Genomic DNA, 20190 nt, shown 5'->3' with positions numbered 1-20190 from the left:
GACGCCGCGCGCACAAAGGAGCCACGCCCATGAGTGCACCGTCAACGGTCCTCGTCACCGGCGGAGCCGGCTTCATCGGCAGTCACGCCTGTGTCGAACTGCTCGACCACGGCTATGAGTTGATCGTGATCGACAGCTACTCCAACAGCACACCACAGGTCTTCGCCCGCGTGGAGCGGATCGCCGGCCGTTTCGTCGGTGCCGTCTATGAGCTGGACATCCGTGATCGACATGCCCTCTCGGCCGTTTTCGACCGCCACTCCGTGGACGCCGTCGTGCACTTTGCCGCGCGCAAGGCGGTGGGCGAGTCGACACGGATGCCCATCGAGTACTACGACACCAACGTCGGCGGCACGACCGCCCTGTTGCGGACCATGCACGAGCACGGCGTGCACCAGCTCGTGTTCTCCTCCTCCTGCTCGATCTACGGCGACGCCGGACACGGACCGCTCGACGAAGCCACCCCCGCCCGGCCCACCAATCCGTACGCGGCCTCCAAGTGGGCCTGCGAACAGATCCTCGCCGACGTCTGCCGCCGACGTCCCGAGTACACCGTGCTGTGCCTGCGGTACTTCAACCCGGTCGGCGCCCACCCCAGCGGACTGCTCGGCGAGAACCCGCGGGGGACGCCGGAGAACCTGATGCCGTCCCTGGCGCAAGTGGCCGTCGGCCGGCGGGAACAGTTGCGCGTGTACGGGGGCGACTACCCCACGCCCGACGGGACCGCGATCCGCGACTACATCCACGTCCTGGACACCGTCGAGGCACACCGCGTCGCGCTCGACCACCTCGCCGACGCCCCGGGTATGCACGTGTACAACCTCGGCCTCGGCCACGGCAGTTCGGTCCTCGACGTCGTCTCCGCGTTCTCCAAGGCGTGCGGCAGACCCGTTCCGTACGAGGTCGCGCCGCGCCGCCCCGGCGACGTGGCCGAACTCGTCGCCGACGCCTCCGCCGTGGCGCGCGCCTGGGGCTGGCACCCTCTCAGGAACGTCGACGACATGTGCCGGGACGCCTGGCGTTTCCAGCGGCTCAATCCCCACGGCTACGCGGAGTTTCCCCGGCGGCCCGGGTCGAAGGAGTGCTGACCGACCGGTGCCGAGGTGCAGCGAGCGCCTCTCATGCCTACGATCGTGAAGAAGGACCAGGTCGAACGCGTAGTTCGCGCCCGGCCTCCTCCGAGCAGGGGAGGCTCGCTTTGCGATTGCTGCTGGCCCACCGGCTGATGGTTGTCTACGTCACGACGGCCGTGGGCGCCACCACTCTCTACCTGACCATTCCCGGCTTGCAAACGCCCATGTGGGCCCTCATGAGCCTGGGAGGCACCGCGGCCGTTCTCGCCGGTGTCCACATCAATCGGCCGGCGCACCGATGGCCCTGGCTGATGCTCGCCGCCGGGCTGCTGGCCTTCGCGGCAGGCGGCACTTACGGCAACGTGCAGGAACAGTACTTTCAGGCCTCCGATCCGTTCCCGTCGCCGGCGGACGCGTGCCACCTCGCCGTATACCCCCTCCTCGCAGGGGGATTGTTCGGCCTCGTCCGGTTCCGCTGGGTGGATCGTGACCTGCCCAGCCTGCTGGACTCGTTGATCATCACGGCCGGGCTCGCGCTGCCGGTCTGGGTCTACCTGGTGCAGCCGCTCACCGTGCTGGAGGGCCTGACGTGGGAGCAGCGCGCGATCCGCATCGCCTACCCGTTGGGCGACGTCCTGGTGCTGGCGACGCTGGTCCGACTACTCGTCCCCGGCCGCGTCTCCGGCCACGAACGCTCCCTGCGGCTGCTCGCCCTGGGCACCGTCACACTGCTCGGTCTCGACATCGCCTACGGGCTCCTACGGCTCGACGGCTCATGGGAAGCCGGCACGGTGCTGGACTCCGGCTGGCTCGTCTTCTGCACGGCCTGGGGACTGGCCGGGCTGCACCCCTCCATGAGAGACCTGACCGAGCCGGAACGCCGGCCGCTGTCCCCCCTCCCGCTCTGGCACCGGCTCCCGCTGCTCGCCGCGGCCACGCTGGCCGCGCCCGCGATCCTGCTCTTCGAGGAACGATTGGGCACCGTCCACGACGCGACAGCGCTTGCCGCCTTCTCCAGCCTCCTGTTCGTGCTCGTGATCCTCCGGCTCGCGGGCATGATCGTGGCACACCGCAAGGCCACGGCACGTGAACTGACACTGCGCATGGCGACCGCCTCACTCGTCGCGGCAGAAGGAGCGCAGGAGATCGAACAGTCCTGCGAAACGGCGGTCACGGCACTGTTCGGGCCGAGGGTCCGGCACGCGAGCATGCTGCTGTCGGCCCAGCAGGCCCTGCGGCTGTACACCCTTCTGGCGCGGTCGCCCGTCGAACGGCGCAACACCGCCACGGACGGCAGCCCGCAGGCCACCACCGCGCTCCCCGGCACCCTCATCGTCACCGTCCCGGAGCTCGGGCCGGACATCGCCGGCCGGCTCGGCGACCTGTCGGCCGCCCTGGTGTGCCCCATGGTCCAGCCCGACCGCCCGGCCGGCGGAGAGCTCCCTGGTGTACTCCTGGCGGCGGGACCCGAGCAGCAACTCACCGAGATACGCGGCACGCTGGAGATCCTGGCCTCGTACGCGGGGCTGGCGGCGGAACGTGCGGCGCTCCGCCGGGAGATCTCCCGGAAGGAGAGCGAGGCCTACTTCCGCACTCTGGTGCGCAACGCCTCGGACGTCATCCTCATCCTCAACGACGACACAACCGTTCGTTACGCCAGTCCGTCCGCCGAAGCCGTCTTCGGCAACGCCGCACTGACCGGTACGGCCCTGGCGGAGCTGGTGGATCCGCAGGATCGCGGCCGGGTGCACCGGACGCTGGGGGTCCTGCGCAGCAACAAGCAGGAGGAGGCCCATGACTACTGGTGGGTGCTGAATGACGGCAGCCACATCGAAGTGGAGGTGCGGTGCCGTGACCTGCGGCAGGACAGGACCGTCGGCGGACTGGTGATCACCCTCCGGGACGTGACCGAACAGCGTCAGCTGGAGCACGAACTCACCCAGCGGGCCTTCCACGATTCACTGACCGGTCTGCCCAACCGGACACTCCTGCTGGAGCGGACCGAGCGCGCCCTGTTGCGCGGCCGCCGGGAGTCGACTCTCACCTGTCTCCTCTTCATCGACCTGGACGACTTCAAAATCGTCAACGACACGCTGGGCCATTCGGTCGGCGACCAGCTCCTCGCCACAGTGGGAGAGCGCCTGTCGAGGACGCTGCGCCGCACCGACACCGCGGCGCGTCTGGGTGGTGACGAGTTCGCGGTGCTGATGGAGGGCGCGAGGCAGCCCGTCGATGCCGAACTTCTGGCCGCACAGGTGATCCAGAGCCTCAACCGGCCCTTCCAGTTGTCCGGCGATTCGGTGGACGTCTCCGCCAGCGTGGGCGTGGCCACGGCGTGGGACAGCGCGGACCCCGAAGAGCTGCTGGCCCTCGCCGATCTGGCCCTGTACTCGGCCAAGAGCGCGGGCAAGCGCCAGTGGCGCCGCTTCCAGCCGGATCTGCGCGACAACATGGCGGAGCGCCACGACATGCGGGCGCGCCTGGACCGGGCGATCGCCCACGAGGAGTTCAACCTGCTCTACCAACCGGTGGTGGACATCACCGTGGGCAAGGTCGTCGGCTTCGAGGCTCTGGCCCGCTGGCCGCACACCCGGCGCGGGACGGTCCCACCGCTCCAGTTCATCACGCTCGCCGAGAAGACCGGGCAGATCACGCCGTTGGGCGCCTGGGTACTACGGCACGCCACGGCCGACATCGCCCGACTGCGGAACCGGACCCCACTGCCCGCACCGTTGCCGTACGTCAGTGTCAACGTGTCCGCCCGCCAATGGCGGGACACGGGCTTCCTGGACGAGGTGCGCAGGTCCCTCGACATCTCCGGCCTCCACCCGGACTCACTGCAGCTGGAGCTGACCGAGTCGGTGCTCATGAGGCGGGACGACCACATCGACGCACTCCTTCGGACGCTGAAGGACCTCGGGGTTCGCATCGCGGTCGACGACTTCGGCACCGGGTTCTCCTCGCTGCGCTATCTGCGGGAGTTCCCGATCGACGTGCTCAAGATCGACAAAACGTTCATCGACGATGTCCCGGAGGACCCCAAGCAGGTCGCCCTCGTCGAGGGAATCGTCCACCTGGCCGACACCCTCGGCCTGCAGGTGATCGCCGAGGGCATCGAGGAACAGGCACAACGCGAGCTGCTCGCCTCCATCGGCTGCCAGTTCGGACAGGGATATCTGTTCGCCCCGCCGATGAACCTGGAGGAGAGCAGGGCCATCCTGCGCCGGCCCGACGACCCTCTGTCCGGCGCGGCAGCACCACGGCGACCTGCGGACTCGTCGGAGTCCGGCCGCGAGCAGCGCCGGGCGTGATCCCAGTGGCCGGCGTAACCCCGTGGTCGGTTCACGCCACCGAGCGACCGGCCGGCGGTGGCCCGGATCAATGCCGGCCGGACGCTTCCCGGCCACGGGGACTCCGGGAGGGCGCAGCTGACAGAGCGAACGCCGTCTCCGCCAGGGCGATGTGGCTGAACGCCTGCGGTGCGTTGCCCATCTGGCGTCCGGCGTCCGGGTCCCACTGCTCCGACAGCAGTCCGACGTCGTTGCGGACGGCGAGGACCCGCTCGAAGACCTCGCCGGCATGTTCGGTGTGCCCGGTCGCGGCGAGCGCGTCGGCGTACCACAGGGAGCACGCCACGAACGCACCCTCGCGGCCGTGCATGCCGTCCACCCCGTGCGCGCCGTCACCGCCCGGCGCGTACCGCCACAGGAACCCCCCGTGGTCCAGCCGCTGCATCTCGCGGACGGTGCACAGCACCCTCGGGTCCCCGGCGGGAAGGAAGCCGAGCCGGGGCATCAGCAGGGCCGAGGCGTCCAGGTCGGCGGAACCATAGGACTGGACGAAGGACCGCTGCTCCGCGTCCCAGCCCTGGCGGAGGACCTGCCAGTACACCTCGTCCCGCATGGCCCGCCACTCGGCCGAGGATCCGTTGCGGCCCAGCAACTCCCCCATGCGCAGGGCGCGATCGGCGGCCACCCACACCATGACCTTGGAGTGGACGAACTGCCGGCGCGGCCCCCGCACCTGCCACAGGCCCTTGTCGGGTTCCCGCCAGTGCCGCTGCAGGAAGCCCATCATCTCTCCGACCAGGTCCCACACATGGGCGGGCATGGGAATCCTCGCCCGCAGGGACAGGTACAGCGCGTCCAGGACCTCGCCGTACACGTCCAGTTGGAACTGGCCGACGGCGGAGTTCCCGAACCGTACCGGCTGCGAACCCTCGTAGCCGGGCAGCCAGGGCGCCTCGGTCTCCGGCAGCAGCCGCTGTCCGCCGAGGCCGTACACGGTCTGCAGGCCGGCCGGGTCACCGGCAATGGCCCGCACCAGCCAGTCCAGCCAGGCCGCCGCCTCGTCCCGGTAGCCGCTGCGCAGCAGGCAGGACAGGGTGAGCGTGGAGTCGCGCAGCCAGCAGTAACGGTAGTCCCAGTTGCGTTCGCCGCCGATGCACCCGGGCAGCGAGGTGGTCGGCGCGGCGACGATGCCGCCAGTGGGTGCGAAGGTGAGCGCCTTCAGGGTGATCAGCGAGCGCACCACGGCGTCCCGCCACGGCCCCTGGTAGCGGCACTGGCCCGCCCAACGCCGCCAGAAGTCGTCGGTCTCCTTGAGCATCGACTCCGCCGGGACGGACACCGACGCGGGCGGCTCGGGGCGGTGCGAGGGCGACCACACCAGGGTGAGAGCGAGCCGCTGGCCGGGCAGGACGGTGACGTCGAGGACCGTGGAGCCGTCCTTGCCGAGGGCGCGCACGGGGCGGTCCGAGCCCAGCCAGACGGAGTCCGGCCCGGCGACCGCGACGGTGGAGCCGTCGGTGACCCTGACCCAGGGCACCACGCGGCCCTGGTGGAAGCGCAGGCGCAGTTCGCTGCGTACGGGCACGGCACCCGACAGGCCCTCGATCACGCGGACGACGCACGGCAGGCCGACGCGGGGCGGCATGAAGTCGGTGATCCGGACCGCTCCCGCCGCGGTCTCCCACCAGGTGTCCAGGATCAGCGTGTCGGGCCGGTAGGAGCGGCGGGTACAGGTTGCGGGTGCAGCGACCGGAGCGACCCGCCAGAAGCCGTTGTCCTCCGTACCCAGTAGCGCGGCCAGACAGGCCGGTGAGTCGAAACGGGGCAGACACAGCCAGTCGACGGACCCGTTCCTGCCGACCATGGCGGCGGTTTCCAGATCGCTGATGAGGGCGTAATCCTCGATGCGTGCATTCATGATCCCGATTACGCCGTCATGCACTTTGCCACTCTCCAGGATACGGCGATCGCGGCCGGTTGGCACGGGCGGTTTTTCTCCCCTCGTATGTGCAGAGGGCGCACACCGTGGCCCGCGCTCCCGACCGCCATGGCTGCACCACAAGGTGGACGGCCTGACCGGCCGGGAACGAGCCCGGCCGAGTACAGCGTCGTCTGCCTCTGTTCCGAGGGGTGCGCACCACGGCGCGAGCAACGGCATCCATCCGCTGAACGCGACGCCCGGCATCGACCGGGCCCGTGCTGCTCTCCTACACGGCGTGCCGTGCCCGCCGGCCGCGTTCGGCGGCCAACAGAGCGGGAAACGCCTCCACCAGGGGGTAACACCAGTGGCGGAGCGTCGGCAGCCCGGCATCCGACCAGCGGCCGTGGCCGAGGACGCTGTACGCGGGGCGAGGCGCGGGACGCGGCAGGGCGGCGCTGGACGCCGGGTGTATCCGCGCCAGGTCCGCGCCCAGCAGCCGGAACACCTCACACGCCAGACGGTTCCAGGTCGCCTGACCGCTGTTGGTCGCGTGGTACACACCGGGCGGCGCGGTGCCCTCCCGCGCGCAGTTCCCCAGCAGGATCAGCCGGTCGGCGACATCCCCGGTCCAGGTGGGTTGCCCCCACTGGTCGTCGACGACGTGGAGGATGTCCTGGACCGCCTCCAGTCTGATCACGGTACGGACGAAGTTGCTGCCTCCCGCCCCGTACAGCCAAGCCGTACGGACCACGTGACCGGTCCCCGGAAGTGTCGCCAGGACGGCCCGTTCCCCGGCGAGCCTGGTCCGCCCGTAGGCGGTGCGCGGCGCCGGGTCGTCCGTCTCCCGGTACGGCCTGTCGCTGTCACCGGGGAACACATGGTCGGTGGAGACGTGGAGCAGGATCGTGCCGTGGACACCGCAGGCCTCGGCGAGACGGGCCGGACCGTGACCGTTCACGGCGAGTGCCTCCGCCTCGTGGGACTCCGCCGCGTCCACGTCCGTCCACGCGGCGCAGTTCGCCACGACCGCGGGGCGGTACCGGTCCAGGGTCTCGCGCACCGCGTCACCGTCGGTGATGTCCAGGCAACGGTGGTCCGCGGCGACAGTCTTCACCTTGCCGGCCTTCAGCCGGGAGACGAGTTCCCGGCCAAGCATGCCGTCCGCTCCGGTGACGAGCCACTCGCAGGTCATGCCGCCCGCCTCTCAGCCGGTCGGAGCAGCGGCTCCCACCAGGAGTGGTGGGTCCGGTACCAGTCGACGGTCTCCGCGAGGCCCGTGGCCAGTTCCTTCCGCGGTGCGTAGCCGAGTTCCGTACGGATCTTCGTGAAGTCGACCGAGTAGCGGCGGTCGTGACCCTTGCGGTCCTCGACGAACCTCACCGACTTCCAGTCGGCGCCGCACTCGCGCAGCAGCAACTCGGTCAGTTCCCGGTTGGCCAGCTCGTTGCCGCCGCCGATGTTGTAGACCTCGCCGGGGCGGCCGCCGGTACGGACGAGTTCGATGCCCCGCACATGGTCGTCGATGTGGATCCAGTCACGGATGTTGCGGCCGTCGCCGTACAGCGGCACCGGCCTGCCTTCCAGCAGACGGGTGATGAAGAGGGGGACGGCCTTCTCGGGGAACTGGTGGTGCCCGTAGTTGTTGGAGCACCGGGTCACGCGTATGTCCAGGCCGTGGGTGCGGTGGTGGGCCAGCGCGAGCAGGTCCGATGCCGCTTTGGACGCGGCGTAGGGCGAGTTGGGTTGCAAGGGGTCGGTCTCGGGCCAGGAGCCCTCGGCGATGGATCCGTAGACCTCGTCGGTGGAGATGTGGACGAACGTGCCGAGGCCGTGGCGCAGGGCCGCTTCCAGCAGGTTCTGGGTACCCAGCACGTTCGTACGGATGAACGCGGCGGCGTCCAGGATGGACCGGTCGACGTGGGACTCCGCGGCGAAGTGCACCACCTGGTCGTGTTCGGAGACCAGCTTACCGACGAGCTCCGGATCGCAGATGTCGCCCCGCACGAAGGCGAAGCCGTCCGCGTCGCGTACCTCGTCCAGGTTGGCGGGATTGCCGGCGTAGGTGAGTTTGTCGAGCACCGTGACCGCCACGCCGGGCGGACCGTCCGGGCCCAACAGCGTGCGGACGTAGTGGGAGCCGATGAACCCGGCGCCGCCGGTGACCAGGATGCGGGTCGTGGTCATGAGGGGATCTGCACCTTGCTGTGATCGCCGAGCACCAGGCGGTGCACGGAGGGGGTACGGGGGGCGGGAGTCACCTCGACGTGGTGACCGATCAGTGAGACCTCGATCCTGCGCATGCCGACGATGGACGCCCGGCTCAGCACGATCGAATACTCGATCTCGCTCTCCTCGATACGGCAGTCCTCGGCGATCGAGGTGAACGGTCCGACGTAGGAGTCGGCGATCACGGTTCCGGCGCCGATGACTGCCGGGCCGACGACTCGGCTGGTGAACACCTTGGCGCCGTCCTCGATCCTGACCCGGCCGATGATCTCGCTCGCCTCGTCCACGCTGCCGTCGATCCGTGGTTCGAGCGTTTCCAGGACGGAGCGGTTGACCTCCAGCATGTCGGTGACGTTCCCGGTGTCCTTCCAGTACCCCGAGATCGTCGTGGAGCGTACGTCCCGGCCTTGCTCGATCAGCCACTGCAAGGCGTCCGTGATCTCCAGCTCGCCGCGCCGGGAAGGCTCGATGGCGCGTACGGCCTCGTGCACGGCGGGAGTGAAGAGGTAGACGCCGACCAGCGCCAGATCGCTCTTGGGCTCCTGCGGCTTCTCGTCGAGACCCACCACCCGGCCGGCCGTGTCGAGTTCGGCGATGCCGAAGGCGCTGGGCTCGGACACATGGGTCAGCAGGATCGCCGCTTCGGGCCGCTCGCGTCGGAACTCGTCGACCACGCCGGAGATGCCGCCGACGATGAAGTTGTCGCCGAGGTACATCACGAAGTCGTCGTCGCCCAGGTAGTCCCGGGCGATCAGGACGGCGTGGGCGAGCCCCAGGGGGACCTCCTGCGGAAGGTAGGTCACGTCCAGGCCGAACCGGGACCCGTCGCCGACCGCCTCGCGGATCTCGCGCTCGGTGTCCCCGACCACGATGCCGGTCTGCGTGACACCTGCGGCGGCGATGGCCTCCAGGCCGTAGAACAGGACCGGTTTGTTGGCAACCGGCACCAGCTGCTTCGCCGAGGTGTGCGTGATGGGACGAAGCCGGGTGCCCGCTCCGCCACACAGTACGAGTGCTTTCATGATTGCCGTCCCACTGCGGATTGCTGCCGCGGTCGTACGCGCGTGTCCGGCTGCGACACGAACCAGTCGACGGTGTGCCGCAGCCCTTCTCCCAGGGGCACCCGCGGGTGCCAGCCGAGCCCTTCACGCGCACGGGTGATGACAGGGCGTCGGCGGACCGGGTCGTCGACGGGCAGCGGAAGGAACCGCAGCTCGCTGTCCGATCCGGTGACCTGCAACACCAGCTCCGCCAGCTCCCGCACTGTTCGCTCCCTCGGATTGCCGAGGTTGATCGGGCCCGGCTGAGGCGAATCGATCATGGCCACCAAGCCGCGGACCATGTCGTCGACGTAGCAGAAACTGCGTGTCTGACTGCCGTCTCCGAAGATGGTCAGCGCTTCCCCTTCAAGGGCCTGCCTGATGAAGCTGGAGACCACCCGGCCGTCGTGCGCTCGCATGCGAGGGCCGTACGTGTTGAAGATCCGGACGATTCCGGCATCGGTGCCCTGGTTGCGGCGGTACGCCATGGTGAGGGCCTCGGCGAAACGCTTGGCCTCGTCGTAGACGCTGCGGGGGCCGATGGGATTGACGTGTCCCCAGTACTCCTCGTCCTGCGGGTGCACCACGGGGTCGCCGTAGACCTCGCTGGTGGACGCCAGGACGAAGCGTGCTCCGTGCCGGACTGCCAGCCGCAGCATGTTCTCCGTTCCCCGGCTGCCGGCGGCCAGCGTCTCCAGCGGATGACTGTTGTAGTCGAACGGCGAAGCGGGGCTGGCGAGGTGCACCACCGCGTGGGCGTCCCCGGAGATCCTGAACCGGCTCGCGACATCGCACGACGTGCAGGTGAACCCGGGCTCGCGGACGAGGTGGGCGATGTTGACCGCTCTGCCCGAGGAGAAGTTGTCCAGGCAGCAGACGCTGTCACCTCTGCGGAGCAGCGCTTCGCACAGATGCGATCCCAGGAAGCCGCTTCCTCCGGACACCACGACACGCATGGGCTCCTCCTTCCGGTCAGCCGAGCCGCGGACGGCCCAGCGCGCGCAGCGTCCATCCCGCGGAACACCAGGCCGCCGGGTCGAGGGTGTTGCGCGCGTCGACCATGGCCGGGGTGCGCACCACCGCGGCGAGGGCGACGGGGTCGAGTTCTTGGTACTGGGGCCATTCCGTGAGATGCAGGACGACATCGGCCTGCTCGCACGCCTTGGCCACGTCCAGGGCGAACTGGAGCGCAGGGTATGCCGCCCGGGCGTTGTCGACCGCCTCGGGGTCGTGTACGCGGACCTGGGCTCCCCGGCGCCGGACCGCGTCCGCGACCGCGAGCGCCGGCGAGTCCCGTACGTCGTCGCTGCGGGGTTTGAAGGCAGCCCCCAGGACCGCGATGTTGCGATCCGCGAAGCTCCCGCCGACGAGCTGCCGAGCGAGGTCGACAGTGCGGCTGCGCTGCCGTGTGTTGATCTCGTCGACCTGCCGGAGGAAGGCCACCGACTCGCCCCGGCCGAGTTCCTCGGCGCGGGCGGTGAAGGCCCGGATGTCCTTGGGCAGACAGCTGCCGCCGAAACCGAGGCCGGGAGCCAGGAAACGGGGGCCGATACGGGAGTCCTGGCCCATCGCCTCGGCCAGCGTTAGCACGTCGGCGCCCGTGACGTCGCAGATCTCGGCCATGGCGTTGATGAAGGAGATCTTGGTGGCGAGGAAGGAGTTCGACGCCAGCTTGACGAGTTCGGCGGTGGCCGGGTCGGTGCCGATGAACGGGGTGCCGCCATCCAGCAGGGGCGCGTAGATCTCCCTCAGTCGCGCCTCGGCCTGCTCTGAGCGGGCGCCCACCACGAGGCGTTCCGGCCGCAGGGTGTCCTGGACCGCGCAGCCCTCACGAAGGAATTCCGGGTTCCAGGCGAGTTCGGCGCGCGGAGCGGCCGCGTGCAGCCGCCCTGCCAGCCGGTCCGCCGTACCGACCGGCACGGTGGACTTGCCGACCACCAGGATCCGCTCGTACCCGCTGTCGTGCAGGTAGGGCGCCAGGCCGTTGACGGCGGCCTCGACGTGGCTCAGATCGGCAGCGCCCGTGGTGGGGTGCTGCGGGGTGCCGACGCAGATGAAGTGTGTGTCGGCGAACGAGGCGGCCTCGGCGAGCGAGGTGCTGAAGCTCAGCCTGCCCGTGGTCACCGCCTTCACGAGCATCTCGGAGAGGCCTGGCTCGTAGAAGGGCGGCCTCCCGCTGGTGAGCGCGGCGATCCTCTCCGCGTCGATGTCGACGCCGAGGACCTCGTGGCCGATGTCCGCCATGCAGGCGGCGTGGACCGCTCCGACATAACCGGTACCGATGACTGTCAAACGCATATCAATCTCCGAGGCCGTTGGGATGGCGCGGATGTCACGCTGTGTACGCCCGCGCCGGATCGGCGGGCGCGGTGGGGTGATGGCTGGGGGCGGCTGTCCGGGCCGGCCACGTCCTCGGCAGGCCCAGCAGGTCGCGGTAACAGGCGTCGAGGGAGGCGCACATGGTCTCCGGCGCGAAGGACCCCCGTACACGTTCTCGTCCCTGCCGCCCCAACCGGGCGGCGTCTTCGGGGTTTTCGAGCAGCCAGCCGACCGCCGTCGCGAGGCCCTCCGGGTCGGCCGGTTCCGCGAGCAGACCCGTGGCGCCGTGCTCCACCAGATCGGGAACTCCGTTGACGGCCGTCGCGACCACCGGGCGAGCGGCAGCCAGGGCCTCGGTGAGCGCGCGGCCCAGTCCTTCGTAGAGGGATGTGATCACGAAGATGTCCAGGGCGGCCACCAGCTCGGCGGCGTCCGGGCGATGACCTGCGAGCATTATCTCGACGCCCAGTTCCGCGGCGAGTCGCCGGACACCCTCCTCCAGGGGTCCGTCGCCGATCATGACGAAGGCCGTGTCCGGGAACTTCGCATGGACGGTGGCGGCCATCCGGACGAAGTCCAGGGGGGCCTTCTGAGCGTCGATCCGTCCGACGGTTCCGATGAGAGTCGCTCCGGGCGGCGCGCCGAGGGCGTGCGGTGCGACCGGATCGAACCCGTCGGGGACGCGTTCCAGCTCCACCGCCGACGGCACGACCAGGACACTGCCGGGGAGGGCCAGATGCTCCTCGACGACCTGTCGCGCCACACGCGGCGCCACAGCGACAAAGCGGTGGGCGCAACGCCTCGTCACCCGTTCCAGGCAGCGGTACACGATGCGTCGGGTACGGGGCATGCGGTCGTGGAAGCTGAGGCCGTGGAAGGTGTGCACCACCACTGGTGTGCGGCACAGCCATGCGGCCAGGCGCCCGAGGAAGCCGCCCTTCGCGGAGTGGGTGTGCACGATCGTGAAGCGCTCCCGACGGACGAGGCTTACCAGCCGCCACAGCACGAGGATGTCCTTGGGGGTGAGGACGTGGCGGAACTCCCGTATCTCGACCGTGCGCACCCCCGCTGCCCGCGCCCGGTCCCACAGCTCACCACCCTGCCCGCCCGCGATCCACACCTCGTACCGGCCGGGGTCCATGCCCACGGCCGACAGCAGGGTGTTGCCGCCGGCACCCCCCTGCAAGCGGGTGATCACATGGAGCACCTTGATCCGTGGCAGAACCGGCTCGGACGGCAACCGGTCCCCTGGTGCCACGCGCGGCGGCGGTGCGGGCCAGGCGGGCGCACCGCTCGGCCGACTGGTCGCGGCCGCGAGAGCTCGGTTCGACATCGTCCCATCACCACTTCCCAAACCGTTCAAATGCGTATATTTACGACGTATACATACATGCTCTCTCTCACCTGGAGGCAGGTCAAGCCAGGGCAATCAAGTACGAAGCAGCACAGCCGCCGCTCCGGATGCCGCCGCGGGACGGGGCGTCGATACTGGCCCGAGGAGGGGCCCGCCCATCGGAGGAGCGCGTATGGCCCTGATCGAACTGGAACGCGTCAGGCATCTGCTGGTGTGTCCGCGGTGCCGGTCCACTTTGGCGGATGCGCGCGGCGGGTTGCACTGCACGTCGCCCGACTGCCCGTACCAGGCGTCAGCGGGCTTCCCCGTGAGCGGGAGGTGGCCGGTCCTCGTCGACTTCGAGCGCAGCGTTCTGAGCCGCGAGGAAGTCGCGACCGGGGCAGGTACCGACCTCACGCGTCCGATTCCCGCCGGCCGCGCCGATCGTCTGCCGGCCGCGCTGGCCCGCGTCTGGAAGCCGCCCAACCGTGTCGCGCCCCAGAACGTCGATCTGCTGCTGCGGGCTCTTCCCGGCCCCGCGCCGACGCTGCTCGTAGTCGGCGGAGCCACGGCCGGCAACGGTGTGGACGCCGTCTACCGCGATCCCCGTGTCCAGGTGATCGGATTCGACATCGTCGCCAGTCCGATGACCCAGTTCGTCGCGGACGCCCACCAGGTTCCGCTGCCCTCGGCCAGTGTCGACGCGGTGCTGGTGCAGGCCGTACTGGAACACGTACTCGACCCGGCGCTGGTCGTCGCCGAGATCCACCGCGTCCTGAGGGACGGCGGACTCGTCTACGCGGAGACTCCCTTCCTGCAACAGGTGCACGCCGGTGCGTACGACTTCACGCGGTTCACCGCGAGCGGCCACCGCTATCTCTTCCGGCGGTTCGAGGAACTCGCCGCCGGGCCCGTCGCAGGCCCCGGCACCCAACTGCTGTGGAGCACCGACCACTTGGTCCGCGGGCTGACCCGCTCCGACCTCGCGGGCCGCGTGGCGCGGGGTCTGATGTGCTGGCTGCGGATCCTCGACCGCCTCGTCCCGGCGAGCTACGCGATGGACGATGCCCCCGCCTACTACTTCCTGGGCCGCAAACGGGACGCCGAGATGTCGGCCGCGGAGATCGTGGCTTACTACCGCGGCGCGCAGACGACCGCCTGAGGCCGTCCAGGAGGTCATGCGGCGGGCACCGGCCGGCCCGTGCGCGCAGCCTCCACCATCGCCGCGAGTCCGTGCCGTACGTCCGTCGCGGGCAGGTACCCGAAGGCTTCGCGTGCGAGCGTGATGTCCGCAGCGGTACGGCGGGCGTCGCCGGGTCGGCGGGGCATACGGACCACACGGACGGACGCGCCCAACAGCCGGAGCAGGCCGATGACCTGATTCATCGTCACTTCTGAGCCGCCGCCGACATTGGCCACACCGCTCCAAGAGGAGAGCGCGGCGCCTCGCATGGCGGTCACCACGTCCGCGACATAGGTGAAGTCGCGGCTCTGCTCACCGTCTCCGTACAGCGGGAACGGCCGCTGGGTGAGGGCGGCGGTGACCAGCCGGGAGAACGCCATGTCGGGTCGCTGCCGGGGGCCGTAGACGCTGAACAGGCGCAGGGAGACGGCAGGAACGCCGAAAGCGGTGCGATAGGTCTCGCACAGGTGCTCCGCGGCCAGTTTGGTCACGCCGTACGGGGACACGGGGCTGGGTCGCAGGGTCTCGCCGGTCGGGTACGACTCGGCGTCCCCGTAGACCGACGAACTGGAGGCGAAGACCAGCCGGCGCAGTCCGGTGGCGCGGGCCACCTCCAGCACGCGCTGGGTGACCAGGACGTTGCGTTCCACGTAGGAGGTGAACTCCGGGCCCCAGGAACCACGTACGCCGGGCTGGCCCGCGAGGTGGTAGACGGCATCGGCGTGAGCGAACACCGGTTCCAGTGGCGCCACCAGCAGATCCTCCTGCCGGAAGGTGAACCGGTCGCGGCCGAGTAGCGGGCCGAGGTTCTCCCGCTTGCGCACGGGATCGTAGAAGTCCGTCATCGCGTCGACGCCCGTCACCTCGTCGCCGCAGGACAACAGGTGCTCGCACAGGTGGGAGCCGATGAATCCGGCAGCCCCGGTCACGACGGCACGCATAAGGATCGGTCCTCCTCGGTACGCCCTGCCGCATTCCTGCCCGGTCGGTCCGAGGAGCCTCCCGCACGGTCCCAGGCGGCGGACAGGAGGTACCACAGTGTTCGGGCGATGTAGTGCAGGACAGTGGTCAGGGTGATGTCCGCCAGAAGCTCCGCGTTCATCGCGGCACGGCGCGGAACCATCACGGTGAGGTAGTACTCCTCCGGATCCGGCATGCCGTTGAGCAGCGCCGCGTGTGAGCGCGAACGGAGCTGGCACGGCCCGGTGAGCCCGGGGCGATGGCGGAACATCCACTGGTACTCGGGCGGGAAGCGGCGGGCCAGGTCGGCGGGCTCCGGACGTGGGCCCACCAGGGTCATGTCGCCGCGCAGGACGTTGAACAGTTGCGGCAGTTCGTCCAGGGCGAAACGCCTGAGCAGCCGCCCCGGGCCGGTCACGCGCGGGTCGGAGCCGCTGGTGAGCGAGGGACCGGTGGAGTCAGGTCGCATGGTGCGGAACTTGTAGAGCGTGAACTCGTGTCCGCCTTCCCCCATTCGCTGCTGGCAGAAGATCGTCGGCCTGCCGCTCGTGATGTACACCAGCACGGTCAGGAACAGCAGCAGTGGCGACAGAAGGAGAAGCAGCGCCACGGCGACGATGACATCCAGGGCTCGCCGCGGGACCGTGAGCCGCACTGGAGTCATGGGCGGCAGAACCTGTCGGTGAAAGTGACTCCTGGTGTCCATGGAGGGTGTTCCTTCGTCGGGGCCGGCCGGTCCGTCGCGCCTGTGGGGTCTTCGGCCTGTTGGGACCTGGAGGTCGGCCGGGAGAGAACCACGAGCTGCCGCGGTCATGGCGTCCCCCCTACGAGTTCCAGAGCCGCCATCCATCGGGGGCGCCAGGCGTCGAAGGAGTACCGTCGGCCGACGACGGCCCGGGCGGTCCGTCCCAGCCGCTCTCGGGCGGCATCCGAGCTGTCCAGCAGGCTCTGGATCACCTCGGTCCACTCACCGTCGCCCCTGGCGGCCGGCATCTGGAACTGGCGCAGGATGTCGGCGTTCACCCCGATCGGCGTGGCCACCGCGGGCAGGCCCGCGGCGCCGTACTGGAGCAGCTTGTAGCCGCACTTGCCCAGGCTGTAAGCGGTCGTCGGGAGTGGCATCAGGCCGATGTCGATGTCGGCCAGCGCGGCTCCCTGGCTGTCCGGGCTCCAGGCGACACGGTCGATGAAGGCTTCCATACGGCCCAGAGAGCGCTTCGTCGTCCCCACGAGCGTCAGTCGAGCGCCACTCCGGCTGTGAATCTCTTCGAGGGCTCCCGCCACCAGCAGCAGGTACGCCTCGTTGTGGGGCGAACCGAGCCAGCCGAGCCGCGGTGGGTCGTGCAGCGCGTACGAGGTCTTCGGTATGTAGTCCTCCGGCGCCACGCAGCTGGGGATCACCACGACATCGCCGTGGCGCTGTGCGGCCCAGTCCGCGAGGACGTCGTTGCCCGCGATGACCCGGTCCGCATGCCGAACGGCGGTCCGCGCCTTGTCCGCCTTCGGCGCCAGCCGACGGGCCAGACCACCGGCGCCCAGGTCCCACTGCAGGGCGTCGTCGAAGTCGTACACGGCGAATTCCGCGCACGTGAGCAGCCGCCGTTCCCACCAACCGCGGCTGATCGGCGACGCCTCCCGGTGCAGCAGCAGACGGCGGGGACGCGCGGACGCGAGGCGCTGCAGCCGCAGTTCCGCCCGCGCCACGGACACGGGGTGCCGGGCCAGGCGGGTCGGGGCCGCATCGGCGAGTGAGGCATAGCTGTTGACGGTGAAGTCCATGTCGACGCGGTCCAGCCACTCGAAGACGCGGACACGTGAGCTGCCGGCTCTCCGGCTGTAGGGAGTGATCGCGCAGTGGTCCAGGTGACGATCCATGGGTTCACATCCCGGGCTTGACGCTGATACTGTACATTTACGTCGTAAACACCAATATCCCCCCATAACAGCACAGGGTCAAGTGGCCGCACGGATACACAGAGGAACTCCCATGGATCTCCGCGAATACATCAATGTGCTGCGCCGGCGGTGGCGGTTCGTCGTGGCGTGCGCGCTGCTGGGACTGGCCGCGGCCGTTGTCGTGACGACCCTGACGCCGCGCACCTATACGGCGAAAGCACAGCTGTTCATCGCCACCATCGACAAGGACAGCACCAACGCGTACGCGGGCGGTCTGTTCACGCAGCAGCGGGTCAAGTCCTATACACAGATCGCGAACAGCCCCCCGGTGCTCACGAAGGTCATCTCACGGCTGGATCTCGACACCACGCCCGAGCACCTCGCGAAGAAGATCAGCGCGCGTGCGCCGCTCGACACGACCCTGATCGACATCCGGGTGCAGGATCGGTCCGCCACACGTGCGCAGGCGATCGCCGACGAGACCGCCGCCGAGTTCACGAAGTACATCGACACCATTGAGAAGTCCTCCCCGGACGCCCCACCGCTGGTCAAGGCCAGCGTTGTCGGTGACCCTGAGGCGCCGTCGGCACCGACGAGTCCCCGTCCACCACTGAATCTGGCGATCGGTCTGCTCGCCGGTGTCGTCGTCGGTGTGGCGGGCGCCGTGCTGCGTCATTCGCTCGACACCACTCTCCGCTCGGCGGGCGACGTCCGTCGCTGTCTGGGCCTCACGACAGTGGGTGCCCTCCCGAAGCCCCACCGGGGTCACGCGCGTGCGGGACACCCTGTCGGCACCACGAGGCGTGACGAGGCGTTGAGCCAGCTTCGGACCCGGCTTCTCTTCTCGACCGATGGCCGCATGCCGAGCTCGGTGCTCGTCACGAGCACCGTGTCCGGTGAGGGCAGGACCGAGACGGCCCTCGATCTGGCGTCGAACGTCGCGCGAGCTGGTCGGCGCGTCGTTCTCATCGAGGCGGACCTGCGCCGACCACGCCTGGCCGAAACACTCGGCCTTCATGACAGAGCCGGCCTGACCGACGTCGTCACCGGTGGAGTGGCTCTCGACGATGCCCTCCAATGGTGCGGGGACGGCCCGATCCGGGTCCTGACAAGCGGCGCGCCGCCGCCGGACCCGAGCGCGCTGCTCTCGTCCCCGCATATGACGCAGCTGTTGCGCACCCTGAAGGCGGATGCGGATCTTGTGGTGGTGGACAGCCCGCCGCTGCTGGCCTTCGCCGACGGGGCGATCCTCGCCTCTGAGGCGGAGGGCGTGCTCCTCGTCACCCGGATCGGCAAGACCCGCTACGACCTGGTCCGCCGAGCGCTCGACAACCTGACCGCCGTCCGTGCGCAGGTCCTCGGTGCCGTTCTCACCGGTACACCGCCGGAGAGGCGCGTCGGCCGGCACCCAGACAGGGCAGCGAAGCAGCGGAGCGGTGCTCCGCTGCCGAGGCACCAGCCGTCGTCGGCGCCCGCCGGCATCCGCGACCCGGCCGGACACCGCTGGTAGGAGCAGGGGAGACCTCGGATGACGCACGAGCAGTCCACCTCGGTACTGATCATCGGGATCCTGACTCTGCTGTCCCTGATCCCCTGGATGGCGGCCTTCCGCAGGGCCCGCGCCTTCGGTGACTGGGACCTCACCACGACATGGGTCCTCCTGGTAGGCGTGCTGGCCAACCTGCCCGCCACCGTGTACGTGATCGTCGCAGGCCGACAGGAGCGCCTGGACCCCCTGGGCGATTCCGTGATCGGATTGCCGGAGTGGGCGAACCGGATCGGAACGCTGTCCAACAGCGTCCTGCTGATCGTGTGCGTGATCTTTTTCGGCTACCGGCTATTGATCGCCCGTGCCCGCATCAATGCCCCGCCGCTGGTCGCCCTGGTGCTTGTCCTGGCACTCGCCGCCTCGGACGGCCTTCACGGACAGCAGCTCTGGACGCCCAGGCAACTCACCCTGTTGGCGGTTCTGCTCGCGGCGTCGGTCGCGCGTCCAGGACGCTCCGCGTTGCTCGGCGGTGCCTCGGTCGCGATGCTGTACACCGTACTGGGCGGGGTCGAGGCGCTCATCGAACCGGCCACCGTCATACGGCCCTGCCGCAGTGACAACGCGTGTGGCGTCCTCGGAGTGCTGTACTCGGGCGTCTTCACCAACGAGAACATCTTCAGCCTGCTGTTGATCGTGTGCATACCCTTCGTCTGGCTCGGTCTACGCGGCCGCATACGCATCGTTCTGGCGTGTTACGTCGCCCTGATTGCGGTTGCCACCAGCAGCGTACTGGCAGGCATGACGGCGATCACCGCGGTGGTCCTGCTGATGCTGCTGCGCCCGAGGCTCCCGGACGAGGAGGCCGGTGGGGCCGAAGGCGCGACACCCGGACGCAGCCTCCTGGCCGTGTCGGTCCTCGCCGCGGTGACCGCCGTCGGTTTCGTCGTGCCGCTGCGCCATGCGAGCTTCGGCGACCTCGGGCTGCGGGCGGCCATCTGGGACCTGGCGAAGGAGGAGTGGACCGGCTCACAGCTCCTCGGGTACGGAGGCAAGGCGTGGTCGGGCAAATACAACCAGGGCGAGATTCCCGCGGCTGTCTCGCCCTCACTGCACAATCAATGGATCGATGTCCTGTACGCGGGCGGAATCATCGGGCTCGTTCTCTACGCCGCCCTGCTGGCCTATCTCCTGCTCCGGGGCGGTGCCAGAGGATTTCCCGCAGTGGCCTGTGTCCTGCTGCCCGTCCTGCTCGCCTCGGTCCTGGAACGTCCCTGGTCCTTCAGCATCAGTAATTCGACGACTTTCGCACTCGTTGCGGCCACCCTCATGCCGGTCGGGGTGCGGTTCCGGGGCGGAACGGTGGAGGTGTCCGAGGGGTACGGGGCTCACCACGTCCCGGTGGCAGGCCTGCGGCAGAAGGCGTAGATTCTCAACGCCCGATACCGCAGCCGACGATGAGG

General features: G+C 69.5%; 15 protein-coding genes. 5 read left to right on the top strand and 10 right to left on the bottom strand.

The window, feature by feature from the left end; genetic code table 11:
• Positions 1–29 precede the first annotated feature (29 nt).
• The gene (galE, locus tag PV396_RS07695) at positions 30–1088 is read left to right on the top strand and encodes a UDP-glucose 4-epimerase GalE (RefSeq protein WP_319201738.1); all 1059 of its coding nucleotides are present in this window, start codon (positions 30–32) and stop codon (positions 1086–1088) included.
• A gap of 110 nt (positions 1089–1198) precedes the next feature.
• Complete coding sequence (locus PV396_RS07690) at positions 1199–4384, top strand: putative bifunctional diguanylate cyclase/phosphodiesterase (RefSeq protein WP_416071352.1); 3186 nt, start codon at positions 1199–1201, stop codon at positions 4382–4384.
• Between the two features lie 67 nt (positions 4385–4451).
• Here PV396_RS07690 and PV396_RS07685 read toward each other — a convergent pair whose 3' ends face one another.
• The 7 genes from PV396_RS07685 to PV396_RS07655 form a co-directional block, all read right to left on the bottom strand.
• On the bottom strand, positions 4452–6281 hold the full coding sequence (locus PV396_RS07685) for a glycoside hydrolase family 15 protein (RefSeq protein WP_319201735.1): 1830 nt from the start codon (positions 6279–6281) through the stop codon (positions 4452–4454).
• A gap of 289 nt (positions 6282–6570) precedes the next feature.
• Complete coding sequence (gene rfbD, locus PV396_RS07680) at positions 6571–7476, bottom strand: dTDP-4-dehydrorhamnose reductase (RefSeq protein WP_319201733.1); 906 nt, start codon at positions 7474–7476, stop codon at positions 6571–6573.
• Positions 7473–8468, bottom strand: a complete 996-nt coding sequence (gene rfbB / locus PV396_RS07675) for a dTDP-glucose 4,6-dehydratase (RefSeq protein WP_319201731.1) — start codon at positions 8466–8468, stop codon at positions 7473–7475. Before rfbB ends, rfbD begins: the two co-directional genes overlap by 4 nt.
• Entirely contained in the window at positions 8465–9532 is a 1068-nt protein-coding gene (locus PV396_RS07670; RefSeq protein ID WP_319201729.1) for a glucose-1-phosphate thymidylyltransferase, read from the bottom strand. The genes rfbB and PV396_RS07670 overlap by 4 nt, the downstream gene beginning before the upstream one ends.
• Positions 9529–10506, bottom strand: coding sequence for a UDP-glucuronic acid decarboxylase family protein (locus PV396_RS07665; protein WP_319201727.1), 978 nt, complete (start codon positions 10504–10506; stop codon positions 9529–9531). The genes PV396_RS07670 and PV396_RS07665 overlap by 4 nt, the downstream gene beginning before the upstream one ends.
• Positions 10507–10522: 16 nt before the next feature.
• Positions 10523–11848 (bottom strand): UDP-glucose/GDP-mannose dehydrogenase family protein, encoded by a 1326-nt coding sequence (locus PV396_RS07660; RefSeq protein ID WP_319201725.1) that lies wholly within the window; start codon positions 11846–11848, stop codon positions 10523–10525.
• Positions 11849–11882: 34 nt separating this feature from the next.
• Positions 11883–13067, bottom strand: coding sequence for a glycosyltransferase family 4 protein (locus PV396_RS07655; RefSeq protein WP_319201722.1), 1185 nt, complete (start codon positions 13065–13067; stop codon positions 11883–11885).
• 328 nt (positions 13068–13395) lie between these two features.
• On the opposite strand from PV396_RS07655, the gene PV396_RS07650 reads away from it, so the two are divergent.
• Positions 13396–14364 carry a class I SAM-dependent methyltransferase gene (locus PV396_RS07650; RefSeq protein WP_319201720.1) on the top strand — a complete coding sequence of 323 codons (969 nt, stop codon included), beginning with the start codon at positions 13396–13398 and terminating at the stop codon, positions 14362–14364.
• A gap of 14 nt (positions 14365–14378) precedes the next feature.
• Here PV396_RS07650 and PV396_RS07645 read toward each other — a convergent pair whose 3' ends face one another.
• The 3 genes from PV396_RS07645 to PV396_RS07635 all read right to left on the bottom strand — a co-directional run bounded on the left by PV396_RS07645 (position 14379) and on the right by PV396_RS07635 (position 17220).
• Positions 14379–15326, bottom strand: coding sequence for an NAD-dependent epimerase/dehydratase family protein (locus PV396_RS07645; protein ID WP_319201718.1), 948 nt, complete (start codon positions 15324–15326; stop codon positions 14379–14381).
• On the bottom strand, positions 15311–16009 hold the full coding sequence (locus PV396_RS07640) for a sugar transferase (protein WP_319201716.1): 699 nt from the start codon (positions 16007–16009) through the stop codon (positions 15311–15313). Before PV396_RS07640 ends, PV396_RS07645 begins: the two co-directional genes overlap by 16 nt.
• A 146-nt stretch (positions 16010–16155) precedes the next feature.
• The gene (locus PV396_RS07635; protein ID WP_319201715.1) at positions 16156–17220 is read right to left on the bottom strand and encodes a glycosyltransferase; all 1065 of its coding nucleotides are present in this window, start codon (positions 17218–17220) and stop codon (positions 16156–16158) included.
• A 112-nt stretch (positions 17221–17332) separates the two neighbouring features.
• Here PV396_RS07635 and PV396_RS07630 point away from each other — a divergent pair, with 112 nt between their 5' ends.
• Positions 17333–18751 (top strand): polysaccharide biosynthesis tyrosine autokinase, encoded by a 1419-nt coding sequence (locus PV396_RS07630; RefSeq protein ID WP_319201713.1) that lies wholly within the window; start codon positions 17333–17335, stop codon positions 18749–18751.
• 18 nt (positions 18752–18769) lie between these two features.
• On the top strand, positions 18770–20155 hold the full coding sequence (locus PV396_RS07625; RefSeq protein WP_319201712.1) for an O-antigen ligase family protein: 1386 nt from the start codon (positions 18770–18772) through the stop codon (positions 20153–20155).
• The last annotated feature ends 35 nt before the right edge of the window (positions 20156–20190 follow it).

Source organism: Streptomyces sp. ME02-8801-2C, from assembly GCF_033793965.1.
In the GTDB taxonomy this organism is placed as follows: domain Bacteria; phylum Actinomycetota; class Actinomycetes; order Streptomycetales; family Streptomycetaceae; genus Streptomyces.
This window is presented reverse-complemented; position numbering and strand designations above follow the sequence as displayed.

Bases quoted from the DNA above. Each gene is read 5' to 3' on its own strand.
- galE (WP_319201738.1), top strand. From the start codon at position 30: ATGAGTGCACCGTCAACGGTCCTCGTCACCGGCGGAGCCGGCTTCATC.
- PV396_RS07685 (WP_319201735.1), bottom strand. From the start codon at position 6,281: ATGAATGCACGCATCGAGGATTACGCCCTCATCAGCGATCTGGAAACC.
- rfbD (WP_319201733.1), bottom strand. From the start codon at position 7,476: ATGACCTGCGAGTGGCTCGTCACCGGAGCGGACGGCATGCTTGGCCGG.
- rfbB (WP_319201731.1), bottom strand. From the start codon at position 8,468: ATGACCACGACCCGCATCCTGGTCACCGGCGGCGCCGGGTTCATCGGC.
- PV396_RS07670 (WP_319201729.1), bottom strand. From the start codon at position 9,532: ATGAAAGCACTCGTACTGTGTGGCGGAGCGGGCACCCGGCTTCGTCCC.
- PV396_RS07665 (WP_319201727.1), bottom strand. From the start codon at position 10,506: ATGCGTGTCGTGGTGTCCGGAGGAAGCGGCTTCCTGGGATCGCATCTG.
- PV396_RS07660 (WP_319201725.1), bottom strand. From the start codon at position 11,848: ATGCGTTTGACAGTCATCGGTACCGGTTATGTCGGAGCGGTCCACGCC.
- PV396_RS07650 (WP_319201720.1), top strand. From the start codon at position 13,396: ATGGCCCTGATCGAACTGGAACGCGTCAGGCATCTGCTGGTGTGTCCG.
- PV396_RS07645 (WP_319201718.1), bottom strand. From the start codon at position 15,326: ATGCGTGCCGTCGTGACCGGGGCTGCCGGATTCATCGGCTCCCACCTG.
- PV396_RS07640 (WP_319201716.1), bottom strand. From the start codon at position 16,009: ATGACTCCAGTGCGGCTCACGGTCCCGCGGCGAGCCCTGGATGTCATC.
- PV396_RS07635 (WP_319201715.1), bottom strand. From the start codon at position 17,220: ATGGATCGTCACCTGGACCACTGCGCGATCACTCCCTACAGCCGGAGA.
- PV396_RS07630 (WP_319201713.1), top strand. From the start codon at position 17,333: ATGGATCTCCGCGAATACATCAATGTGCTGCGCCGGCGGTGGCGGTTC.
- PV396_RS07625 (WP_319201712.1), top strand. From the start codon at position 18,770: ATGACGCACGAGCAGTCCACCTCGGTACTGATCATCGGGATCCTGACT.